The sequence below is a fragment of the Mycobacterium toneyamaense genome (assembly GCF_055384815.1).
On record NZ_AP040333.1, the window covers coordinates 3,159,717 to 3,182,267 of the forward strand.

Annotated in this window: 22 protein-coding genes and 1 pseudogene; 11 read left to right on the forward strand and 12 right to left on the reverse strand. The window is 64.4% G+C overall.

All coding sequences use genetic code 11. The annotated features are described in order from the left end of the window. Nucleotides 1-9: 9 nt before the first annotated feature. Nucleotides 10-789, reverse strand: a complete 780-nt coding sequence (locus ACZ5IQ_RS15250) for a DKNYY domain-containing protein (RefSeq protein ID WP_212811440.1) — start codon at nt 787-789, stop codon at nt 10-12. A 169-nt stretch (nt 790-958) separates the two neighbouring features. On the opposite strand from ACZ5IQ_RS15250, the gene ACZ5IQ_RS15255 reads away from it, so the two are divergent. Together ACZ5IQ_RS15255 and ACZ5IQ_RS15260 are read left to right on the forward strand one after the other, a co-directional pair. Then, a complete protein-coding gene (locus ACZ5IQ_RS15255; RefSeq protein WP_135355286.1) occupies nt 959-2,335 on the forward strand; it encodes an L-serine ammonia-lyase in 1,377 nt (458 codons plus the stop codon). Nucleotides 2,336-2,342: 7 nt separating this feature from the next. After that, on the forward strand, nt 2,343-3,341 hold the full coding sequence (locus tag ACZ5IQ_RS15260) for a Gfo/Idh/MocA family protein (RefSeq protein WP_464480013.1): 999 nt from the start codon (nt 2,343-2,345) through the stop codon (nt 3,339-3,341). On the opposite strand, the gene ACZ5IQ_RS15265 is transcribed toward ACZ5IQ_RS15260, so the two are convergent. Next, nucleotides 3,289-3,972 (reverse strand): VC0807 family protein, encoded by a 684-nt coding sequence (locus tag ACZ5IQ_RS15265; protein WP_064858237.1) that lies wholly within the window; start codon nt 3,970-3,972, stop codon nt 3,289-3,291. The genes ACZ5IQ_RS15260 and ACZ5IQ_RS15265 overlap by 53 nt on opposite strands. A gap of 233 nt (nt 3,973-4,205) precedes the next feature. On the opposite strand from ACZ5IQ_RS15265, the gene ACZ5IQ_RS15270 reads away from it, so the two are divergent. The 3 genes from ACZ5IQ_RS15270 to ACZ5IQ_RS15280 are packed head-to-tail and all read left to right on the forward strand — an operon-like array spanning nt 4,206 to nt 5,594. After that, complete coding sequence (locus ACZ5IQ_RS15270; protein WP_061007371.1) at nt 4,206-4,697, forward strand: universal stress protein; 492 nt, start codon at nt 4,206-4,208, stop codon at nt 4,695-4,697. Between the two features lie 10 nt (nt 4,698-4,707). Continuing rightward, the gene (locus ACZ5IQ_RS15275; RefSeq protein WP_061007381.1) at nt 4,708-5,271 is read left to right on the forward strand and encodes a hypothetical protein; all 564 of its coding nucleotides are present in this window, start codon (nt 4,708-4,710) and stop codon (nt 5,269-5,271) included. 26 nt (nt 5,272-5,297) lie between these two features. Next, nucleotides 5,298-5,594 carry a DUF1330 domain-containing protein gene (locus ACZ5IQ_RS15280; protein WP_061007370.1) on the forward strand — a complete coding sequence of 99 codons (297 nt, stop codon included), beginning with the start codon at nt 5,298-5,300 and terminating at the stop codon, nt 5,592-5,594. A gap of 46 nt (nt 5,595-5,640) precedes the next feature. Here ACZ5IQ_RS15280 and ACZ5IQ_RS15285 read toward each other — a convergent pair whose 3' ends face one another. Beyond that, nucleotides 5,641-6,141 (reverse strand): hypothetical protein, encoded by a 501-nt coding sequence (locus ACZ5IQ_RS15285; RefSeq protein ID WP_409429911.1) that lies wholly within the window; start codon nt 6,139-6,141, stop codon nt 5,641-5,643. 174 nt (nt 6,142-6,315) lie between these two features. Next, the gene (locus ACZ5IQ_RS15290) at nt 6,316-6,915 is read right to left on the reverse strand and encodes a TetR/AcrR family transcriptional regulator (protein ID WP_409429910.1); all 600 of its coding nucleotides are present in this window, start codon (nt 6,913-6,915) and stop codon (nt 6,316-6,318) included. A 120-nt stretch (nt 6,916-7,035) separates the two neighbouring features. On the opposite strand from ACZ5IQ_RS15290, the gene ACZ5IQ_RS15295 reads away from it, so the two are divergent. Then, nucleotides 7,036-8,637, forward strand: a complete 1,602-nt coding sequence (locus ACZ5IQ_RS15295; RefSeq protein ID WP_409429909.1) for an FAD-binding protein — start codon at nt 7,036-7,038, stop codon at nt 8,635-8,637. Here the strand turns inward: ACZ5IQ_RS15295 and ACZ5IQ_RS15300 are convergent. After that, nucleotides 8,624-9,352, reverse strand: a pseudogene (locus tag ACZ5IQ_RS15300) (MMPL family transporter); the annotation flags it as partial. The gene ACZ5IQ_RS15295 and the pseudogene ACZ5IQ_RS15300 overlap by 14 nt on opposite strands. A 75-nt stretch (nt 9,353-9,427) precedes the next feature. On the opposite strand from ACZ5IQ_RS15300, the gene ACZ5IQ_RS15305 reads away from it, so the two are divergent. Next, complete coding sequence (locus ACZ5IQ_RS15305; RefSeq protein ID WP_165605493.1) at nt 9,428-10,780, forward strand: putative bifunctional diguanylate cyclase/phosphodiesterase; 1,353 nt, start codon at nt 9,428-9,430, stop codon at nt 10,778-10,780. An 88-nt stretch (nt 10,781-10,868) separates the two neighbouring features. On the opposite strand, the gene ACZ5IQ_RS15310 is transcribed toward ACZ5IQ_RS15305, so the two are convergent. Beyond that, entirely contained in the window at nt 10,869-11,699 is an 831-nt protein-coding gene (locus ACZ5IQ_RS15310) for an alpha/beta hydrolase (RefSeq protein WP_064858242.1), read from the reverse strand. Beyond that, nucleotides 11,687-12,028, reverse strand: coding sequence for a hypothetical protein (locus ACZ5IQ_RS15315; protein WP_131808694.1), 342 nt, complete (start codon nt 12,026-12,028; stop codon nt 11,687-11,689). The genes ACZ5IQ_RS15310 and ACZ5IQ_RS15315 overlap by 13 nt, the downstream gene beginning before the upstream one ends. A 94-nt stretch (nt 12,029-12,122) precedes the next feature. Between ACZ5IQ_RS15315 and ACZ5IQ_RS15320 the strand changes: the two genes are divergently transcribed. Beyond that, a complete protein-coding gene (locus ACZ5IQ_RS15320; protein WP_165605494.1) occupies nt 12,123-13,118 on the forward strand; it encodes a hypothetical protein in 996 nt (331 codons plus the stop codon). 49 nt (nt 13,119-13,167) lie between these two features. Here the strand turns inward: ACZ5IQ_RS15320 and ACZ5IQ_RS15325 are convergent, their stop codons facing one another. Further along, nucleotides 13,168-13,878, reverse strand: coding sequence for a fibronectin type III domain-containing protein (locus tag ACZ5IQ_RS15325; protein ID WP_406805017.1), 711 nt, complete (start codon nt 13,876-13,878; stop codon nt 13,168-13,170). A gap of 370 nt (nt 13,879-14,248) precedes the next feature. Between ACZ5IQ_RS15325 and ACZ5IQ_RS15330 the strand changes: the two genes are divergently transcribed. The 3 genes from ACZ5IQ_RS15330 to ACZ5IQ_RS15340 all read left to right on the forward strand — a co-directional run bounded on the left by ACZ5IQ_RS15330 (nt 14,249) and on the right by ACZ5IQ_RS15340 (nt 18,123). Then, entirely contained in the window at nt 14,249-14,494 is a 246-nt protein-coding gene (locus ACZ5IQ_RS15330) for a hypothetical protein (protein WP_064858246.1), read from the forward strand. Between the two features lie 447 nt (nt 14,495-14,941). Continuing rightward, entirely contained in the window at nt 14,942-16,471 is a 1,530-nt protein-coding gene (locus ACZ5IQ_RS15335) for an alpha/beta hydrolase (RefSeq protein ID WP_234789599.1), read from the forward strand. A 338-nt stretch (nt 16,472-16,809) separates the two neighbouring features. Beyond that, on the forward strand, nt 16,810-18,123 hold the full coding sequence (locus ACZ5IQ_RS15340; RefSeq protein WP_052536990.1) for an IS256 family transposase: 1,314 nt from the start codon (nt 16,810-16,812) through the stop codon (nt 18,121-18,123). On the opposite strand, the gene ACZ5IQ_RS15345 is transcribed toward ACZ5IQ_RS15340, so the two are convergent. From ACZ5IQ_RS15345 to ACZ5IQ_RS15360, 4 genes are all read right to left on the reverse strand, one after another. Then, nucleotides 18,068-19,177, reverse strand: a complete 1,110-nt coding sequence (locus ACZ5IQ_RS15345) for an ATP-grasp domain-containing protein (RefSeq protein WP_409429908.1) — start codon at nt 19,175-19,177, stop codon at nt 18,068-18,070. The two genes, ACZ5IQ_RS15340 and ACZ5IQ_RS15345, sit on opposite strands and share 56 nt — an antisense overlap. Nucleotides 19,178-19,274: 97 nt before the next feature. Then, nucleotides 19,275-20,483, reverse strand: coding sequence for a glycosyltransferase (locus ACZ5IQ_RS15350; protein ID WP_064860128.1), 1,209 nt, complete (start codon nt 20,481-20,483; stop codon nt 19,275-19,277). Next, nucleotides 20,480-21,607 carry a glycosyltransferase family 4 protein gene (locus ACZ5IQ_RS15355; RefSeq protein ID WP_244872546.1) on the reverse strand — a complete coding sequence of 376 codons (1,128 nt, stop codon included), beginning with the start codon at nt 21,605-21,607 and terminating at the stop codon, nt 20,480-20,482. The genes ACZ5IQ_RS15350 and ACZ5IQ_RS15355 overlap by 4 nt, the downstream gene beginning before the upstream one ends. A gap of 11 nt (nt 21,608-21,618) precedes the next feature. Continuing rightward, nucleotides 21,619-22,515: a hypothetical protein gene (locus ACZ5IQ_RS15360; RefSeq protein WP_234789732.1), complete on the reverse strand. Its 897-nt coding sequence runs from the start codon at nt 22,513-22,515 to the stop codon at nt 21,619-21,621. Nucleotides 22,516-22,551 lie beyond the last annotated feature (36 nt).

Below are 22,551 nucleotides of genomic sequence, written 5' to 3' on the forward strand. Positions count from 1 at the left end.
GGTCAGCTGTCATGGCCCGAACGTAACCTGCGTCGCGTCGCACCCGGTCACAGGCTTGCCGGATGGGAAGTCATGCGGGTCGACGTTCGGGATGACGGTGTCCCAGCGGTACGCGTGTTGCGCATCGGCGGCGCACCCTTCGTTGGCGGTGTCGTACAGCACCCGGAACGTATGTGGGTTGGCGCCCACGATAGCCCGGTCCTGGTAGTAGGCACGCTGATCATCGACGGCGTAATTGAACACGCTGTCGTTGAGGCGACGGAAAGTCGCCGCGTTCGCCCCGGCGATCGCCTCGCAGCGGTAGTAGGCGGTGTGAATGTCCTTGGCATAGTCCAGGTTTCGGTCGTCGGGGGAGAATCGCAGGATCTCGAAGTGCGCTGGGTCGTCCGAAATCTCGCGGTCCTTGCAATAGACACTCCGACCGTCTTTTGCCAGATCGCTGTTGATCGGCACGAAATGGTCGGGGTCGTTGCTGAGGGGCAGAGTGCCGGCCCAGATGTGGTTGCGGTCCTTGGCCCAGCCGTAATTCAGCCAGTCGAATGTGGCGGCATCGGCACCGGGGATCTGAGCCCCTCGGTAGTAGGCGTGCGACTTGTCCCGTGCGTAGCCGCTCGAGAGTTTGTGGAAGGACTCGGCGTCAGCGCCTGCCACCACCCGGGGTGACGAGTCGATGCCGGCGGTCCAATAGACCTTGCCGTCCTCGACGTAGTACCCGCCGACGACCTTGGGACTGCACGCACCGACGAGTGCGGACGCGGCGATGCACAGCACGGCAGCCAACCGACGCATGTCGACCCCTTTCGATGAACGTCCACCATCCCCCGTGGCAGAGCGTCCGGCCGGGATCACGCTACTCGCGGTGTGCCTTCGTCGACGACGATCAATGTCGGCGACCGAGTCTCGTCGCTGACGCTTCTGCGTACGCTGGCGAACAGTTCCCGCTCAATCTGGAGTTGTCATGACGATCAGCGTGTTCGATCTGTTTTCCATCGGGATCGGGCCGTCGAGTTCACACACCGTCGGGCCGATGCGAGCCGCCGGCATGTTCGTCGACGAACTCAACGCGCGCAATGTGGTCGACCGGGTCGTCGATGTCCACGTCGACCTGTACGGGTCGCTGGCTGCCACGGGCGGCGGCCACGGCACCATGCCGGCGATTCTGCTCGGTCTGGAGGGCTACCGGCCTGACACCATCGAGACCGATGAGATGGAACGGCGGCTGGCGGTCATCCGGGCTGAAGGGAAGATCCGGCTCGGTGGCCGAATCGTGCTTGCCCTCACCGAATCCGATATCGCTCTGCACCCGACGCAGCAAATCGACCGTCACCCCAACGCGATGACGGTCACGGCGACCTCTGCGGACGGCGGGGTGCTGTACCGAGAAACGTACTTCTCGGTCGGCGGTGGCTTTGTCCTCACCGAGGAGGCCATGGCCGCCTCACCCGAAAGCACCAGCGAGACCGCCGCTTTCACGTCGGCAGCCGAACTGCTGGCCCTCACCGACCGTGAGCGCATCTCCATCAGTGATGCGATGATGGCGCAGGAGTCCGCGACCCGCACCGAGGCAGAGGTGCGCGAGCGTCTGCTGCACATCCGTGACGTGATGGTCGCCTGCGCGACCAACGGGATGTCGCGCGACGGCTACCTGCCCGGCAACCTGCGGGTCCGTCGCCGGGCCAAGGACTGGTTCGTGCGGCTCAATGCCGAAGACCCGCAGCGGGATCCGGCGTTCGCCGAGGATTGGGTGAATCTGGTGGCGCTGGCGGTCAACGAGGAGAACGCCTCGGGCGGACGCGTCGTCACGGCTCCGACGAACGGCGCCGCGGGCATCATTCCGGCCGTGCTGCACTATGCCTTGCACTACACGGCGGCGGGTAAGGCCGACCCCGATGACGCGACGGTTCGATTCCTGCTGACCGCCGGAGCCATCGGGTCGCTGTACAAGGAACGCGCATCCATCTCGGGCGCTGAGGTCGGTTGTCAGGGCGAGGTCGGATCCGCGGCCTCCATGGCGGCGGGCGGCCTCGCGGAAATTCTCGGTGGCACAACGCAACAGGTCGAGAACGCTGCCGAGATCGCCATGGAACACAGCTTGGGGCTGACGTGTGATCCGATCGGCGGCCTTGTCCAGATCCCCTGTATCGAACGCAACGCCATCTCCGCGGGCAAGGCCATCAACGCCGCACGCATGGCGCTGCGAGGTGACGGCACCCATCGGGTCAGCCTCGACCAGGTCATCGAAACCATGCGCGCCACAGGCATGGACATGAGCTCCAAGTACAAAGAAACCTCGACTGGCGGCCTCGCAGTGACCGTCAATGTCGTCGAATGCTGAGCCGTTGATGAGCGAGACAGTCGCGCCGGTACGAATCGGCATCCTCGGCGCAGCCCGGATCGCGCCGTTGGCGCTCATCAAACCGGCCAAGGGCCGCGGCGACGTCGTCGTGGCCGCGGTCGCAGCCCGCGAGGAAGAGCGGGCCGCCGCATTCGCCACCCGCCATGGCATCGGTACGGCGTACAGCGCCTACGAGGACCTGATCGCGGATCCCGAGCTGGACGCGGTGTACATCCCACTGCCGAACGGGCTGCACGGCAGGTGGATCCGGGCTGCCCTCGCGGCAGGTAAACATGTGCTCTGCGAAAAGCCGTTCACCGCCAACGCCGCTGAGGCGGCCGACATCGCCCAACGCGCGGCCACTTCCGACCGTGTGGTGATGGAGGCGTTCCACTACCGCTACCACCCGCTGGCGCTGCGCGTCGAGGAGACCATCGCCTCAGGCGAATTGGGGAAGCTGCAGCACGTCGAGACGGCGATGTGCTTCCCGCTGCCCAAATTCTCCGACATCCGGTACAACTACGCGCTCGCGGGCGGCGCGACGATGGACGCCGGCTGCTATGCCATCCACATGGCGCGCATCTTCGGCGGTGGCACTCCCGAGGTCGTATCGGCGCAGGCGAAACTCCGGGACCGGCAGGTCGACCGTGCGATGACCGCCGAATTGCGTTACCCCGCAGGGCATACCGGACGGATACGTTGCAGCATGTGGTCGACGAGTCTCCTCGAGATGAGCGCTCGGGTCGTCGGGGACCACGGCGAGTTGCGGGTGTTCAATCCCGTGCTGCCCCAGCTGTACCACCGCCTGACGGTCCGCACCGTGAAAGGCAAACGGGTGGAACGGTTTCCGCGGCGCGCATCCTATGACTATCAGCTGGACGCCTTCGCCGGTGCGGTCTTGCGTGGTGAACCTGTCAAGACGTCTCCGCAGGACGCGGTCGAGAACATGACCGTCATCGATGCCGTGTACCGGGCCGCCGGACTTCCGGTGCGAGAGCCTGCTTGAAGCGGCGGACCATGAGGGCCACCACGGCGCCGATGGCCAGGACGACGACCGAACCGACGGCGTTGACCAGGCCGTTGGCGACGTCGAACGGGAACGTGAAGATGATGCCGAGCAGGACGGCCACCTGAATCAGCAGGCCGACGCCGACGACGGCGCTCAGTCGGACGTGCAACGCCAATAACGCGGTGGTCGGAGTGTGCTCGGTGGTGGCCGGCATGAATCGGGCCGCGACGAACTGCGTCATGGGCTTGCCGAGCAGGCAGCTGGCGAGGAACACCGCCGCCGCCACACCGCCGACGAGCGTCTGCCCAGCCAGCACGAGCCGGGGATCGGTCGTCACCAGGGCGACGGCCAGGGTGAGCCCGAACATCAGCATGAGGTACCCGGAGTAGGGATCGAGCCGACGAACCCGCACGAGCCCGTACGCGACCGGGACACCGGCGACGACCGTCGCGGCCAGGAGCGCGAAGTACTCGGAATGCCCGGTGGCGCGGAGGCCGTAGAAGGCGACCAGCGGCGTGCCGATCTCGAGGACGGTCCGGACGATCGCGCGGCGTTTGGCGGCGGATCGGGCGGCATCCGGGCGGTCGACCGGCTCCGGTTCGATGGTGTCGATCGACATGGCGGTCATGGAGATGTCCTTCCCGGACGAGTCGGTGGCGTCGCCGTGCAGCGATGCCTACAGCGTCTCGCTCGGGCGGTCCCGGGTCTGTCGGGCGACCGGTTGATGAGGGGGAGGAAACCGATGTCCACCGATCGGCGGAGCCGCTGAAGGCGCGTACCTCCGAGCCACGCCAAAAGTCCACGTCAACCGGATTGTCCGCGCTAATGTCGTCTCGACGTCACTGCCGTAAGGAGACAGCCATGGGTAGCTATCGGACGGTCCTGGTCGGAACTGACGGCTCAGACTCATCGATGAAGGCAGTCGAGCACGCGGCTACGTTCGCCGCTCAGCAGGGCGCGAAGCTGGTGATCGCGACGGCCCATTTCCACGAAGTCGAAAAGGGCAGCTGGGCACGAGCGGCCGCACCGGAAAAGGCCAGTGATCGTCGCGCCGAGGACGTACTCGGTCGTGACGCCGGCTACCGGGTGCACGGCGACGCGCACGTGTACGAGATTCTGCGCGACGCAGGCGAACTCGCGCGTGGCGCGGGCGCCCAGGACGTGGAAGAGCGGTCGGTCATCGGCGCACCCGTCGAAGCGCTGACCACGCTGGCGCGCGACGTCGCCGCCGACCTGATCGTCGTCGGCGATGTCGGCCTGAACACGACCGCAGGACGCCTGTTGGGCTCGGTTCCCGCCGACGTTGCGCGCAAGGCCAAGATCGACATCTTGATCGTGCACACCGTCGACTGACCTTGTGCCGATGTCGACCCACGACTTTGCCACCTACGAGGAATTCGGCCGAAAGTTCTTCGAGGTCGCTGTCACCGCCGATCGCGTTGCCGATGGCTTCGGCACGATGGCCGGCGACACCTTTGAGCTCGGGCCCTTTCCGGCCGGCCCCGCCGGGATCGCGCGGGTGACGGCGCGGGTCAGCATCGAGCAGCCACAGGTGACACGCAGAGACGGCGACATGATCGCTTTCGACGTTCGCATTCCCCTCGACATCGATCTGCTCATCGACCTGCGCGTGGACCGGTCCCGGTTCGAGGTGACGGGCGAGATCGCGTTGATCGCCACGGCTCGCGCTGCCGAGCCGCTGCTGCTGATCATCGATATCCCGAAGCCGGAGCGCAAAGACATCACCGTGAACGTGACGTCGCAGACACTGCGCGGTGAGCTGCTGCGGATCGTGGCCGACGTCGACTCGGAGATCAAGCGCGTCATCGCCAAGCAGGTCGGCCGCCGGATCGAGGCGCCCGAAGCGCAGCAGGCGAAGGTCGTCGACATCGGTAAGCGCATCGCCAGCGCCTGGACCGGCGTCTGACGGCGCCGACGGGGTAGCGTGCCCGCATGACGGTGTACGCCATTGCGCAGCTTCGGTTTACAGATCGACCCGCCTACGACAGGTATCAGAGTCGGTTCATGGGCGTCTTCGCGCAATACGCGGGGACCATCCTCGCGGCAGACGAGGCACCCGCGGTCATCGAAGGCGACTGGGATCGCGAGAAGGTGGTCCTGATGTCGTTCCCCGACGAGTCGTCGTTCCGTGCATGGGCGAATTCACCTGAGTACCAGGAAATCTCGGTCGATCGCCGGGCTGGATCCGACGCCGTCGTCCTGCTCGTCAAGGGAATCGGTGCGCCGTAGTGGTGGCGTACCGAACAACCCCGTGGCCGGACGATTCGGCGACCGATCAGACCGGCGCGATGTAGTTGCTGCTGTAGAACTCCTCCGGGACTTGCGAATGCGCAGACGGTAGGTCCACGGCCAGCCACATGCCGGTGGCGCCGGCCGGGATGGGCGCCTGCAGCGTGATGCTGCCGCTGCCGAAGGCATCGGTGACGAGGGTTCCCGTGGTGATGCCGCGGTCACCGGGCAGACAACCCAGCACGGCGTGCGGTGCCGGGATCACCCGCACCACGTACCGCGCGTCGTCGGCGCCGTTCGTCAAGTCGATATGGGCGACCGCGATGCGACCGTCCGAGGTGATCTCGGCGAAGGGTTTTGCGCTTGCGCGACCCAATTGTGTTGTCACCAGCTGGAAGTCGCAGGTGTGCAGGTTGGCGAGCAGGAACATTCGATGTGCCGGCGATGCGGACGCCGACGTGGCCACCATCGTCATGGCCGCGCTCAATGCTGCCGAGATGGCCACGGCTCGCGCGAATTCGCCCCGTACGGTCGCTAAGGTTTTCACTGTGAACCTTCTTGCTCGTGCGTGAAATAGATTGGCGCACTACGTGTTCAACAGCCTATGAAGGTGAGGTGTCCGCCCGGATCGTGCCGTGGTCGGAGATCGGTCGAAGACTTCCTACTCCCGGGGTAGGTATCGACCGCCACCCACGGCACGATGCCGGCGCGTGCGGCGTGACTAGCGCGCCGGGGCAACGCCGTTCAAGACGAAGTCGATGACGGCACCGGCGACGTCGCGCTGCGTCTTTCCCGAGCCGACGGCGTTGTGCAACAGCGCTGTCATCATGACCGCCCCGAAAATGCTGACCGCATCGGTGTGTGGCTCCGCGACACGCTTCAGGGTGCCGTCGGCGGCACCGGCCTCGAGCACACGCGCGATGGGTTCGTAGAACGCATGCTGGACCGCCGAAGCGAGGTCGGGGAGTCGGATGGCGCGGCCCAGGTCACCGACCAGTGCCATGCTCGTCCCCGGCCGATTCATGGTGTGCGCGACCTGCGCGGTGATGACGGCAATGAGCCGTTCCCGCCCGCTTCCCGTGGAATCGGCGGCCGCGGCAACGTCACGAGCCAGGTCGCCCAGTGAATCCCGCAGCAGGAAGCCGAGGATGTCGTCCTTGCCGGTGAAGTAGTAGTACAGCGTGGCTTTCGGGACACCGGACGCGGCGGCGATCTCTTCGATCTTCGTGTTTTCGAGGCCCTTGGCGGCGATCAGGTCGGCCGCGGCATAGAGCTTGCTCGCCACTGCCGCGGGCACTGCGCGTCCGGTCTGTTCAACCACGAGTCGAAGTGTACGAGGGAGCGATCCGCGGGACCTCGCGACGGTGGAACCGACATCTAAACTGATATGTTGTACTCAGAGTCTAAACCGTGAGTTCTAGACCTGTCGGAAGGGATCACCATGAGCAGCGTCACCGCAGACGTCGTTGTGGTCGGCTACGGAGCCGCGGGCCTGTGCGCTGCGCTCGAGGCGCGGGCTCAGGGAGCGGACGTCCTCGCCATCGATCGTTTCAACGGGGGCGGCGCCACGCAGGTGTCCGGCGGGATCATCTACGCAGGCGGTGGCACGTGGGTCCAGCAACAGGCCGGCATCGATGACACTGCCGATGCGATGTACGAATACCTCCACGCCGAAGTCGGCGACTCGGTGCGGCCGGAAACACTGCGGCGGTTCGTCGACGGTAGCCCTGCGATGATCGACTGGCTCACCGCACACGGCGTGCCGTTCGAGGCCTCGGTATGTCCCTACAAGACGTCCTACCCCAACAACAAGTACTACCTCTACTACTCGGGTAGCGAGAACTCCGGGCACTTTCGTGCGCTCACGCCGCCGGTGCAGCGCGGCCACCGGGCCAAGGGTGCAGGCGCGTCGGGCAAAAAGATCTATCAGCCGCTGGTGGCGTCAGCGCGTCGGGCGGGCGTGCGCACGATGTTCCACACGCGAGCCGAGTCACTTCTGACCGATGCCGCGGGCCGGGTCGTGGGGGTCCGGACCAGCACCCTGGCGCAGGCTCCGGCGTGGGTGCAGCGTCGCTACGCGACATACGCCGCGCTGTCCGTGAAACCCGGTATCTACTACCCGCCGCTGCGCGCGGCGATGGACCGGCGGCTCGCCGCTCTCGAACGCCGTTACGCCCGAACGGTCGACATTCATGCCCGCAACGGGGTAATCCTTTGCGCCGGTGGATATATCGCCAATCGCGAGTTGATCCAGCAGCACGCTCCGGACTATCGCGATGGCCTGCAGCTCGGCACCAGCGCGGACGACGGCAGCGGCATGCGGTTGGCTGTCGACGTCGGTGCGGCCGTGGATCGGCTGGACAACGTATCAGCGTGGCGGTTCATCACGCCGCCCAGTGCGATGCTCGGCGGCCTTGTCGTCGACGAACACGGACAGCGCTTCATCGACGAAACCCGTTACGGCGCAGCCATCGGCAACGCGATGGTGCAAGGCCACAATGGGCGGGGCTGGATCCTGGCCGACCGGACGCTGCTCGAGCAGGCGCGCGAACAGCTTCCGCAGCAGGCGATCTGGTTCCAGCGCCTGCAGATGGAGGCGATGCTGCGGACCGATCGCGTGGAGGCGGCCACCATCGAAGCTGTCGCCGCCAAGGCGGGCGTCGACCCGGTTGGACTGTGCCGGACAGTCGCTGAGCACAACGAGGCCGCGGCAGCGGGGCGCCCGGATCCGATGGGCAAGCCGGCCGAATACGTGCACCCCATCGAACAGGGTCCGTACTCGCTGATCGCGATCTCGATCAAGCGCAGCCTGATCAATCCGTGCCCGATGTTCACCCTCGGCGGCCTCATCGTCGACGAAGACACCGGTGCCGTGAAAACTGCTGAGGGACAATCGATCGACGGCCTCTTCGCGGCAGGACGCACGGCTATCGGCATCTGTGCCAACTCCTACGTGAGTGGGCTGTCGCTCGCCGACTGTGTGTTCTCCGGACGGCGTGCCGCGCAGCACGCCGTCCGACGCGGTTCGGTCAGCGCTCGCTGAGCGACAGGTCGTCGTCGTCGAACTTCTGCGGCGACGGCCACGGGGCGGGGACCGGGCGCTGGCGCACGATCTGCGGCCACCAGAACCACTTGCCCAGCAGTGCGGCGATCGACGGTGTCATGAACGATCGCACCACCAACGTGTCGAACAGCAGACCCAGACCGATGGTCGTACCGATCTGCCCGAGGATCACGAGGGGGCTGAAGATGAACGCCGCCATCGTTGCGGAGAACACCAGACCGGCTGCTGTGACGACGCTGCCGGTGCCACCCATCGACCGGATGATGCCGGTGTTGAGGCCGGCATGCATCTCCTCTTTGAACCGGGACACCAGCAGCAGGTTGTAGTCCGCGCCGACGGCCAACAGCAGGATGATCGCGAGCGGCACCACGACCCAGTACAGATGGATGCCGAAGATGTACTGCCACACCAGGACCGACAATCCGATCGAGGCGCCGAGGGACAGCACGACGGTACCGACGATGACGGCCGCGGCCACGATGCTGCGGGTCACGATCACCATGATCAGCAGGATGAGCGCGACTGCCGCCAGCGCGGAGATCAACAGGTCGTACTTGGTGCCCTCTTGGATGTCCTTGTTGGTGGAGCCGATACCGGCGATGTAGATCTTGGCATCCGACATCGGTGTCGCCTTGAGGGCGTCGAACACCGCGTCCTTGATCGCGTTGATGTGCGGGATGGCCTCGGGGTTGTGGTGCGTCAGATTGTGACGTTCAACGAGAACCAACGCCTACGGGCCGCCGCGCGAGAACTCTTGGAGCAGGACCGGGTGACCGGCCTCGACAACGCGATCTCGTTGCGCGACCGACTGTCTTCCTTGCTGTCCCGGACCGGCCATGCCGCCGAAGGCGTTTCGGTTGCGCGTCTCGATATGGACGAGTTGGCGTTGGTGACCGCGGCCTATGGCCGTGGTGCGGGAGACGACCTGCTGAACCTGGCCGCCGGCCGTATCCGATCGAGCGTCGGCCTCGACGATGTCATCGCACGGCTGGACAGCGGGCAGTTCGCGGTACTCATGGACGGCGGTGTCGAGCGCGGCCGGGCCGTGGCAGACCGCCTGGTCCAGGCATTCGCCGACCCGTTCATCATCGACGGGCACGACCTGCTGATCCGACCGAGCGTCGGCCTGGCGGTGGCCACCGAGGGCGAAGCCGACCTGACTGCCGACGATCTGCTCGCGCGAGCGGCGGCGGCCGTTCAAATCGCCAAGAACTCGCACCTGCGAAGTGCGTACATCCACGGCAGGGACAGCGACATTGACGACGACGCTGCGACGACAACGCGCACCGCGGCCTTGGGAGCACGGCCGACCGAGACGGTCCGGCTGCTGGGCCAGCTACGCCAGGCGATCGACAGTGAGGCACTCTGCCTGTATTACCAACCGAAGTTCGACCTGATCTCGGGCGCCATGATGGGCGTGGAAGCCCTATTGCGTTGGCCCCATGCCGAACTCGGCCTGCTGGCCCCCGACCGCTTCTTGCCGTTGGTGCGTTCGCATGGCCTGACCACCTTGGTGAACGATCTGGTGATCGAGCGGGCGCTTGACGACGTTGCCCGCTGGCGCGGTGAGGGACTGGCTGTTCCCGTGGCAGTCAACGTATTCGCCAATTGCCTCACTGACATCGCCTTGCCCCGGCGGATCGCCAAGGCGCTGGAAGAACGCCGGATCTCTGCGGCCGACCTGACGCTGGAGATCACCGAGGACTTCATGCTGAGCAAGCTGGGACGCGTTCAGTACGTCTTGAACGGGTTGCGCCACACCGGAGTACGGGTCGCGATCGATGATTTCGGCAGCGGCTATTCAACGTTGAGTTACCTGCGCGACCTTCCGGTGGACGAAGTCAAGCTCGACCGGCAGTTCGTCGCATCTGTCCTCAAGGACGATCGTGCCGCCGAAATCGTCCGCTCCATCATTTCGCTGGCCCATCATCTGGGTGCCCGCGTCGTCGCTGAGGGCGTGGAAGACGGCGAAACTGCCGCTCGGCTCAAGCAATTCAAGTGCGACGTTGTGCAGGGCTATCTCTACAGCACGCCCATCGCCGCTGATCGCGTGCCCGCCTGGCTTCGTGAACGGCGAGACTTTCCGCCGAGCATTCCGCGGCCCGTCGCAGCGAGCATCTAGCGGGCCGAGTTCTGTGACCCGCGTTCTCGGAAATTGTGCGGATCTATGGGCGCACCGAGAGCGAGTAAGCGCTGAGAGTCTGCACCAATCATCGGGCCATGAGCGGCGCGAGCCACGCGAGTTCGTCTTGCATCAGTGGGTTCCAGAACGCGGGGGCGTGACCGCCGGGTGAGAGACCGCCTGCGGCGCCGTTCGGCAATTGAGCGATGAAAGCTCTGGTTGCGGCAGCGAACCCGTCGCTCTCACCGCAGTCGATCCGGATCGGAATCGAGGCCAACGAGCGCTGTCCCCATACCGAGTTCGCGGCATAGTCTTCCGGGCCGTCGAAGGCTCCCTCCGGCACCGTTTCAGGCGAGGTCCACAGTGCTGGGCTGACAGCGCAGATCGCCGCCGTCCGGGCGCGACCCAACCGGGCGCCCAAGAGAAGTGCGCCGTACCCGCCCATTGACCAGCCCAGGAACCCCACCCGCGACGTATCCAGGCCCTGCCCGGCCAGCATCGGTATCAGCTCATTGAGCACCATGGCTCCCGGGTCGTCTCCGTTGGCCCGCTTGTGCCAAAAGTTGTCGCCGCCGTCGACGCCGACGACTGCAAACGGCGGCAATCCTGCCTTCACAATCTCATCCAGGCGGTCCGGAAAGTCTGCCGACATGGTCTCGTCGAGATTGCTGCCCCTGCCGTGCAACGCGATGACAGGGCGAAGCGGCCCACCACGGCCGGGTGGCCGTGCGATGGCCCACCTGGTTGACACGCCGCCCCGCGCCTCGGAGAGGAAAGTATTGGCTCCGCTCGTTGCGGGGGCCGGATGTGCGGTGGCACGGGGCCGGCGAACAGTCGTGCCCAGTACATACGCGCCGACGGCTCCGGCGCCGGCGATGGCGCCGCAACCGATGAAGGCGCGCCGGGTCAGCTGGGCCATGGCGCCATCATGCCATCAACCCGGCGCAGCAGGCGTGGCGATTTGCCCAGAGCTGCGTAGCGACGCAAATGGAGTTCGATGATGTCGAAATGACCATCTGACGCGGGAAGTTTTCGCGTCTGCGGTAACTTTGGACCGGTGGCGACCATTATGGCGGGGAGCCGCATGTTGATGTCGATGCGAAAGCGCTGGTGGGGCAACGTGACCGGGGTGTATCGCTCCACTCCCTTGGACAGGTCTTGGTCCGGCAGTCGGATAGTTGCAGTCGTCGGACCCTTGGAGGGGCTCACCGCCGATGAGGTGCAATCCCGACTGTCGACGATAGTCACAAGTTCGGCAACCCCCAGGATTGCGATCGCGCCAAGCCAGAGCCAAGCGTGCTGGCCGTACCGTCCTGATCTCATCGACGATGCGGTTCACGTCGTGGCAGACACTGCCTCAATCGATCTCGGCGCCTTTCTCACCGGGATCGGACACCGCCAGGGTCGGCGGAATCCAACCGACGTCTTCGTCTCCGGCGGTTTCCTTGCCGTCGAATACCCACACGCGGTCGGTGACGGACATTACGGGTTGAGCATCATCGGTGCGCTGGCTGCCGGACTACCGGAGTTGCCGTCGGATCTGCCGCATACCGTGGTTTGGCGGGCGTTGTGGCGGCACTACGCTAGGCGCCCTGCGCTGCTGAGATCGCTCTGGACTCTGCGAAAAGAACAGCGGCGCAGAACTTCTGGTATTTCCGAAGCCGGCGCCGTGGCCGATTGGCGGTCGTTGAGGCGAGTCGCCACACGTCGGTTCGATGCGCGCCAGATCGGTCGATTGCAGGATTGGGTTGACAAGCATGCGCCCGACTCGACGCGGGTGGCGGTGATGTCAGCCTTGTGGCTCGCCGCGCTGCGATCAGTGCAGCTGCCCATCGACGAGCATGTGGTGGTGTTGTTCAATTGCCGGCGGTACCTGCCTCGCGAATATGCGGCCGCCCTGGGAAATTTCGCGATCGGGATTCCACTTAGGATAGGTACATTGCCGCCGGACCAGATCACGGCTCAGCTGCGCAAAGTGACTGAAACAGGATGGCCCATCATGTCCATCGGGATCGGCGCGCTCCGCTCGTTGTTGGGTGGCTTTACCCGCACGAGAGCCGCAGAACCAGACGTTGGCACAGAACGGATTCGGCTGTCCGTGAGTGATATGGGCCGGCTTCCATTCGATCACCTACCGTGGGTGCGTGATGCGCCGCAACTGGCGACTGCGTTCGTCGACCTCGATCGACCCGATGCGATGACGCTACTGATTTCCGACACCACCAACAGTCGCAACGTCTCCGTCACATACTGCGAAGCCACCGTGTCGGGGGAAGTTGTGGAGGCGGCGCTTGACCGGATGTACACGGAGCTGACGGAACTGCTGTCTGCGCTGTGATTTCGGTTGGTGATCCAACCGCGTGCTCGGCCGTCATCTGCCGGTCGGATCAACCGACAGGTGTCCGCACCGAGATGATGTTCGATGACGAAGACAACCGGCCGACACCATCTTGAGCGCGCACTCCGTACAGGTAGGTCTGGCCGGGTAGGGCCGATCGGTCGGCGAGGGTAGCCGACGATCCCGACGCCACCATGGTCCAGTACTGTCCCGAGGGGTCGCCACGCCAGAGGTAGTAACCGACGACTCCGGAACCCTGTCCGTCGTTCGATGCCTGCCAGGCCACCGTGACGCTGGTCGGGGCGACGCTGACGGCAGTGACGCCCGCCGGTGCGGTCGGCGGGGTGACATCGACGTTGCCGTCCCATTGCTGCAGCACGCGTAAGCGGCTCCACGGAATCGCGTTCATGTCGTAGTAGTCCCATGCGAGACCGGCACTTTGGTAGGCAGCCGGAATCTGGCCGGGCTTGCCGATCAGGCTCGGATCACTTTCGAAAACCACCGCGATGGACGCCCCGGCATTGTCGACGACGTACGCACCGAATGTCTGGAGTGCCTTCGCGATCACTTGTTGCCCGTAAGGCAGTGCGCCGACGTTGATCGACGGATCCAGTTGAACCCGTGAGCCTTCGGGGACGCAGTTCGCGCTTGCGTCGAAACCGTCGGTATGCGATGCGGGGTAGCGAAAGTACCCCGGACACGCGAGGCTCGATGCAATGGCCAGTGCGTGCGGAATCAAACCTGCCTGGATTTCGCGCATCCTGACGACGCCGGCGAGTCGCGAAACGTTTGTGGCTGTGGCGGATCCACTTGTGCCGCCGCCCGGCCCGATGCCCGAACCGTTTGCAAGGTCGTACGTGATGCCACCCCAGCTGGTCGAAATGGTTCCGCCGGACGGCTGCGCAGCACCCCAGAAGTCGTACGAAACAGGGGGATTCGCGGTCCAGTCGATGGAGATCAGCGCATGGTCGCTGCCTGTGTTGGGCAGTGCACCTGCCGGTAGACGCACCGCGGTGGGCAATGGGCATGGACCCCAAGCTTGTGTGCATCGAACGGAGACGACCGGCGACGAGGCCGATGCGTTGTAGATCGGTATTCCGAACTCGTTGAGATTGGCGACGTGCTGGCCGATGCTGAGTCTGGCGACGATGGCCGCGGAGTTGCTTATCAACGCCGGGTTGGATGTGATGGCGCTGTTCCACACGCTTGTGCTCGCGAATGGGCGGCCTGCGGCCCCCGTGAAAGACGATTCAGCACCTGCCGTCGGCGCGATCAGTATCGCGGTGGACGCGATGCTCACCGCTCGAGTCAGTGCCGTCCACGTTTTTGCACCCCGCCCCTTGGTCGTCATGTCAAACCCTCTAAATTGTCGATGATGGCAAATGTTCCGGGTTCAGCGGACTGTGGTCCGGGCGACATCGTGCTTTCGCCGCCAAACAATACGTTCCGAGAGTTGAAACTGGTGCGGCAGGCTAGTCACGATTTGGCTAAAACTGCTGTCCATAAGCGCACACTGGTGTTGTCGAGCCCAATTTCGTCCACTTCGCAACGGGGGGTTGGACGTGCGCGACAGACGGCGGCGATGACGCAATAGTGTGCACATACATGTAGATTGGGCAAATACTTTTGTTACCGGGGGCGCGGTGGATGGGCAGACAGGGCCGGAATCGGCCATGAGGGGGAAGCCGACGTGGTTCGGACCAGAGCGATCGCGACTGTTTGGCGTTGTGCATTCGCCTGAGGGTGGAGCTGCGCGGGCGGGCGTGATCATCTGTCCGCCGCTCGGCAGGCAGCAGCTATATTCGTATCGAGGGTTGAAGTTGTTGGCGCAGGAGTTGTGCGCCAAGGGTTTTGCGGTGTTGCGGTTCGATTACCCGGGTACCGGGGACTCGACCGGAGCGCAGTCTCGCGACAGTGCTGTGACGGACTTTGTCGAGGGCGTCCGAACCGCGGTCGACTACATGAGGTCCGCTGGGGTTCAGCGGGTATCGCTCGTCGGCGTGCGAGCCGGCGCACTGCTGGCGGCTGTGGCCGCCGAGTCGGTTGCCGGGCTCGAGTGCGTGGTCCTGTGGGACCCCGTGACCGATGGTCGTCGGTATGTGCGCGAACAGCAGTCGCTCTACCGGGTATCAGTTTCCGATGGCGGCTCGGACGAACTGCCCGACGAGGTAGGCGCAGTACAACTCCTCGGCATGCCGTTGTCGTCCGCCGCTGCTGCTGAGTTGAGCGCTTTGAAGATGCCGAGTGTGGTCAACGCTGCTCGCCTGCTGGTGCTGACCAGACCGGAATATGTCGGTGACCGTCGGCTCGCCGGCCTCGACGTCCAGGCCTGCGAAGCGCAGGTGATTTCTGGGCAACCGGAGTTTCTCGAGCCGCGAAGCGTGTTCTTCAAAATCCCGACGGATACGGTGGCTGCGATCGAGAAGTGGATGGATGCGAACAGCGCGTCGGAATCGGTACCGTTTCGTCCTGGCCTGCTGGGTTCCGCCGTCGTCGAGGTGTTGCCCGACGGTCGGGAGATTGTCGAGTCGTTCGTCGAGCTCGGGCCTGACCGGTTGTTTGGCATCAGAACTGCAATCGCCGGAACTCGTGAGGACGGTCCCACTGTATTGATCCACAACACGGCTTGCGAACATCGTGTGGGCTCAGGGCGGATCTGGCCAGATTCAGCGCGGGAGCTGGCGACGCTAGGTGTCAACGTGGTGCGCTACGACCGCCGCGGTGTCGGTGAGACGGGTATCGCGAACGACCAATACACCGGGATCCATTCAGCAGCCGCTCAATCTGACGTGACGGCTGCCGTCCATGCACTGGGGGTGCCGTCTCGCAACCTGATGATGACTGGGATCTGCTCCGGTGCATGGAATTCCGCGTACGCGGGTTCGCGATATGGCGTGCGTCTGGTGGTGCTCCTGAATCTCCTGCTGTATTCGTGGCGGCGAGTCGATGGTGTGGCCGAACGCTTCGCATACATGGCCGAGGCACCCGACAACCCACCGCGACTGAGACAGCGGACGTGGGAAACCGTCAAGAAACTGCTACGGGACGACCTGCCATATCCAGGCTGGTTGCTTCTGGGACACTTGGGTTACACGCAGGCTCCCGAAGTGCTGATGACTCCCCTTATGAAAAAGGGTGTGCGTACTGAGCTCGTCTTGTCCCCATCTGACTACGAGTGGTATCAGGCGCATCGTGGCCCAATTGGGGCGAATCGACTGGCACGTCGCGGGTCGACGCCGAAGCTGACCGCCGTGCCCGGCGGGGATCACGCTGTCCTACATCGCGGACTGCAAATATTTATGCGGAAGTACTTGGTGGATGCGGCGCGACGAGAATTTTCCGCGTCGCCGTGACGGCCGCGGTCAATTCCGCAATTGCGGAGCCGCTCTTCTTGCACGTACGCGCCCGCATGGCGTCAGCCCGATGAGCGGCAGCGGCCAGTAAGACGTACAGCACATAATTTGCGCCAAGGATTCGCCAAAATGCCGACGAACGAAGAAGATACAGGCCCACGGCGCGCCACGGCTGCCCGCCTCGGATGAGATTCTCGGCATCGTGAGCAATGATCAGAACCTGTGGATGAGCCTCGGCGAGGCGGCGTAGGAAAGGGCGCACCTTCCCGAGGATGATCTGAATGTCGAAGGTCTGATCAAGAGCCGGCGTTGGCGCGCTGGTTCGGGAAGGTACGCCCATGCTCACGGTAGTTCACGATGCGGATTCATCCAACGAGGATGCTGGCTCGTCGCGGTCGTTGCTCGATGAGATTGTCCGCGACGGTGCCCGCCAGATGCTGGCCGCAGCGTTGCGGGCTGAGGTCGCCGCCTACATCGAGGCTCATGCCGGTGAGCTTGATGAGAACGGGCACCGGCTGGTGGTGCGCAATGGCTATCACCGCGAGCGCGAGGTGCTCACCGCGGCGGGCGCGGTGAGTGTGACCGCGCCGCGGGTCAATGACAAACGTGTTGACCCGGACACTGGTGAGCGGCAACGGTTTTCCTCGGCGATCCTGCCGGCGTGGGTGCGCAAGTCGCCGCAGATGACCGAGGTGTTGCCGTTGCTGTATCTGCATGGCTTGTCGACCAGTGATTTCGGTCCGGCGTTGGAGCAGTTCCTGGGCTCGGGTGCCGGCTTGTCGGCCACGACGATCACCCGACTCACCACGCAGTGGCAGGACGAGGCCAAGGCCTTCGAGGCCCGTGATCTGTCGGGCACCGACTACGTCTACCTGTGGGTCGACGGCATCCATCTCAAGGTGCGCCTGGAGCAGGAGAAGCTCTGTTTGCTGGTGATGATCGGTGTGCGCGCTGACGGCCGCAAGGAGCTGGTCGCGCTCACCGACGGGTACCGGGAGTCGGCCGAGTCGTGGGCTGATCTGTTGCGGTCGTGCCGACGTCGCGGGATGACCGCACCGGTGCTGGCCGTCGGCGATGGGGCCCTGGGGTTCTGGAAGGCCGTGCGTGAGGTGTTCCCGGCCACCGGCGAGCAGCGGTGCTGGTTTCACAAGCAGGCCAATGTTCTTGCCTGCCTGCCAAAGTCGGCTCATCCGGGGGCGATCGCGGCGATGCGGGAGATCTACAACGCCGAGGATATCGACCACGCGCAGGTGGCGATCAAGGCGTTCGAGGTGGACTACGGCGCCAAGTACCCCAAGGCGGTCGCCAAGATCGTCGATGACGCCGATGTGCTGCTGGAGTTCTATAAGTACCCGGCCGAGCACTGGGTCCATCTGCGCACTACCAACCCGATCGAATCAACGTTTGCCACGGTACGTTTGAGGACCAAGGTGACCAAGGGGCCGGGTTCACGCGTCGCCGGAATGGCCATGGCTTACAAGCTGATCGACGCCGCGCAAGCCCGCTGGCGAGCCGTCAACGCACCGCACCTGGTCGCTCTGGTCCGGGCCGGCGCGATCTTCCACAAAGGCAAACTGCTCGAGCGACCCACCGACATCACCCCGTCGGCGGACTCGGCACCGACCGAATCAACTGGAACGGAGGTCGCCTGAAACAAGCCGATCCACAGGTATTGACAATTCCTCCGGCATCGTAGGGAAAGGCCTCAACTCGAGTTCCCGGCACCGCGGTCCGTTGTCGAGGACACGCACTGCTGATCGCGGTGGCATAGAGAAACGCAGCGGCGGTATCGACCTTGTCCTGCTCAAAGGAAAGCATCGGGCCGTAGGGCCGGAGGTTGAGGTCGATCAGCCAGTGTTTCCCGGCCGCATCACGGATGCTCTGTAGATTGATCGGCCCGCTGAGATTCAGCGCCTGACAAAGCGCCCGGCCGACGCTGAGCAGAACTTCGTCATTGACCACTTCGAAAGCCAGTGGCGCACACGTCGGATCGGTGGGGAGTTTGACGGCCTGATGAGTCATGTCCTGGACGATCTGTCCCTGGAATACCGCTCCGGCATACGACACGATCTGACCCGCGACGTATCGCTCGAAGAAGCAGTCGCCTCCGAGATCCAACCTGGCAACGGCAGATTCGATGTCGCCGATGGTCCTCGCGATCACCACGCCCGCGCCTGACGCTCCCAGCTTGGTCTTGACGACGAGCGGTAGACCGAGTTGCTCGGCCGCGTCGGTCGGCGTGACCGCGCACGCCGCCAATTGCTGGGGAGTCTCGATTCCCAACGCGGCGGCAAAAGATGCGGCACGTGATTTGTCACTGTATGTCACCCTGCGTCGAACATCGTCGGCCACTGCCGCCGGCAGGCTGTCATAGAGATCGTCGGGCAGGCCCACCATCATGGGTTCCGTCAGGAACACCTGCGCCACGGTGAACGGCTCGAGAAGTTCCGGTAGATGTTCCAATTCCTGAATGTCCGGCAGGTAGTAGCACCGCGCATAGAGCAGCGATTGGACAAGACGTTCGAGCCTGCCGGCCGTGGCGGTGGTGATTCTGATGGATGGAATGCCGTTGCGGCGGATCAGGGCCGCTACTTGATGGAAACTGTGCCAGAGCGAGTCGTGGTCGAGGAAGACGAACACGCCGGATTGCCGGCGGGGCGGCGCGCCGCGGTGGCCCCGTGACCGCACATTAATAGCGTCACTCACGGCACACCCGGCCGATCTTTTCAGTGGATTCGCTGTGTGGTCTCGCGAGAATAGCTCACGGTGAGCTGCGATGGTGGCTTGTGGGCCAATAAACTGCCTAGACCTTGGCGAAGAGTGCCCGCAATACTGCCGTGGTAGAGGCGATGTCGAATTGCTGTTCGACGAGGCGGCGTCCGGCGCGGGCGTAGTCATCGAGGACGGGGCCGGACGCGATCAGCCGTTCCAGGGTGTCACGCAGGCTCTGTGCGTCCGCCGGCCTTGCCAACAGCCCGGTCTGTTCGGGTACCACCAGTTCCGGGATTCCCGACAAACTTGTTGACACCGTTGGTATTCCGCTCGCGAGTGCCTCCATAAGGGCGACCGGCAGGCCCTCCATCTGGCCGTTGGCTGCGATGATACTCGGCAACACGAACAAGTCCGCGTCCGCCAACGCTTGCTTCACTGCTGCCTCGGACTGTCCGCCTTGGAACCGGACGCGCTTTGAGAGACCGAGCTGTGCCGCCAGCGCCTGCAATTCATTGTCCAGCGGTCCATTGCCGATCAGATCGAGTTCGATCCGATCGACGCCGGGCCCGCCGAGGGACAGTGCGCGGAGGAGCACCTCGTGGCCCTTGTACTCCTGAAGTGAGGCCACACACAGTGCCCTGATGGCGCCGCGTTCCGGGATGGTACGGGGGCGGAATTGGTATGCGGCGGTGTTGATTCCGCAGTGGATCACCTGCACCGGGGTGACGGTGTACTTCGACAGTAGACGGCGGTTGTACTCGGACACCGTGACGATGAAATCGGCGCCGTCGAGTTTGCGGCTCAGCATAGATTGGTCCACGTAAAGGTCGTGTGCGTGCACGGTGACGCTGTAGGACACACCAGCCAGGCGTGAGCAGATCCAAGCGGCCAAGGCGGGATATGTCGCGTAGTGCGCATGGATATGCCGTGCCACGCCGGATGCGTGCAATTCTCGGGCATGAGCGGTGGCGATCGGGACGGTAGCCAAGGCGCGCAGCAACAATGCGGGCCGTCGACCGTAGCCGCGCACGATGTCGGCCAGAATCGACATGGTGATCAGCGGGTGGTGCAGGAGTGCCCACGACAGGCCGACAATGCTTCGCCCCATGCCCGGCTGCGCCAGTTTGTCGACCCATGGCCGCGCGATGTCGTGGACCTGTGGGTCAGGAGACGGGAACAACGACCGCAGCCCGACGTCCCGCTCGTCCCCGGTTGCGAGGGCGTCGAGCTCGCGGACGATGAATGTCTCCGAAATGATCGGAAATCGCGACACCAGGTAGTCGATCGCCTTGGCGCTCAACGCTTACGCTCAACCAGATCAGAGTAGAGGTTGCTGAGTCGGCGGGCCCACGAACTTGACGAGAATTCGTTGCGCGCGCGCTCGATTGCGTTTTGGCCCAGCGTTTTTCGCAAGTCAGGATTGTCCAGTAGTCGATTCACCGCAGCGGCCAGGGCTGCCGGTTCATTGGGCTCGAACAGCAGCCCAGTTCCTTCATCGAGGATGATGTCGGGGATGCCGCCGATGCGTGATGCCGCGATGGCCTTACCCGACGCCGACGCCTCGATCAGGACAGTGGGCAGATTCTCGCCGAACGTCGATGGCAGCAGCACAACATCGGCAGCGCGGTAGACGTCCGGCATGTCTGACCGAACGCCGGCGAACACGATCGACTGCTCCAAGTCGGCGTCGCTGACCAATTTCCGGAATGCGGCCTCGTCGGGCCCACCGCCGACGAGTGAAAGAATTGCGTCGGGGTGTTTGCGCAAAACCTGCGGCCACGCCTCTATTGCCACCGGGATGCCTTTGAAAAAGCGGAACGCTGCAGGTAACACGACGAGCGGCGCGGGGCCACCGCCCAATTCCGCGCGAACCGCGGGCTTGACCTCCCCGGGCTGAAAGTTGGTTACGTCGATTCCGTTGTGCAGCACATCCCAGTTTCTCGGGATGCGCCCTCGGCGGTGCACGTCTGCCCACGATGTACGGCTGGCGTCGGAAACGAACAGCACTCGATCGCCAAGCGTCGCGGCTTCAGCCGCGATCTGCTCGCGCCAGTGCGCGCGGCCGGGCCAGCGCTGCGTGACGTGATGGAACGTACATACCACCGGACGGCCGGTCAGCTTCGCTGCCGGCACCGCGAAGGTTGCCGCCATTTCAAGGTGCGTGTGCACGAGATCGTAGTCACCCCTGCGGATCTCGCGCACCAGGCGGGGAATACCGGTGGGATCCAGCAATCGGCGTACACCCAGCGAGTGAGGGTGCACGCCGGCTTCGGACAGGATCGCCATCGTCTTCTCGGCGTTGACCGAGGCACGATCGAGGCCGACGACGTCCATCTCGACCTCGGTGTCGCGCATGGCGACGGCCAAGTGCGCCAGCAGCGTTTCGGCGCCACCCATCCGGAATCCATCGATCAGGGTCAGCACCCGAATCGGCCTCATTTGAGTACCCGTAGTTTCTTCCAGGGGATATTCGTCATTCCGTCGTAATCCCATTGCAGTCCGGCTGCCGCGTATGTTTCCCCAACAGTTCCGGGCGCGGCGGAGTCATCGCGTTCGAAGCTGACACTGAGGGCGGATGCGCTGACGTCCATGATGTAGGCGCCGTATCGCTGCAGAGCCTCGGCGACGAGGCGCTCCGCACGAGTAAGGTTCAGGCTGCCCAAATCCAGGCTCGGGTCCAGCTGAACCCTGGCGCCCTCGGGCAGGCAGTCGGACTTTGTTGATTGGCCGTCGGTCTTCAACGCCGGTGGGCGAAAGACCTTGGCGCATACGTTGTAGCTCTGCATCGCGAGCGCATGGGGGATCGAGCCCTGCGCGATCTCTGCGACGCGAACCACACCAGCCAACCGGGAGGCGCCCGAACCTGTGCTGGCGCCGCCCCAGCCGGAGCCGTCGAGGCTGTTGACGGCGGCGAACCCGGTCGTCCACGAACCGTTGCCGGGCTTCGCGAGCCAGAACTCGAAAATGGTCCGGGATGCCGGGTCAATCACCACCATGGCGCCGTCCGAGCCCTCCTGCGGTCGCGCCCCGTCGGGGATCGGTACCTGAAGGCCGTCGAACGGGCAATGACCCCATTCGGGGATGGTGCACGGGACGGTGTATCGGGGCGTTCTCGGGCCGGCGGTATATATCGGTATGCCGAATTCGATGGTCGAAGCATTCGCGCTGTGGTCCCAGGCCACGGCACTGATCATCGCGGCGCTATTGGGGTCGACAGGAGCATCGGCCGGGATGAGCGTTCGGAACGGGCTGTCCGCAGCAAACGGCTGGGCAAAATCTGATGCACTTGCTGTGACATGCGAGGTGATCGGGGTCGTGGCGAGACTCGCCACCGCTACTCCGATGCCGATGGCGGCGGCCCGCCGTCG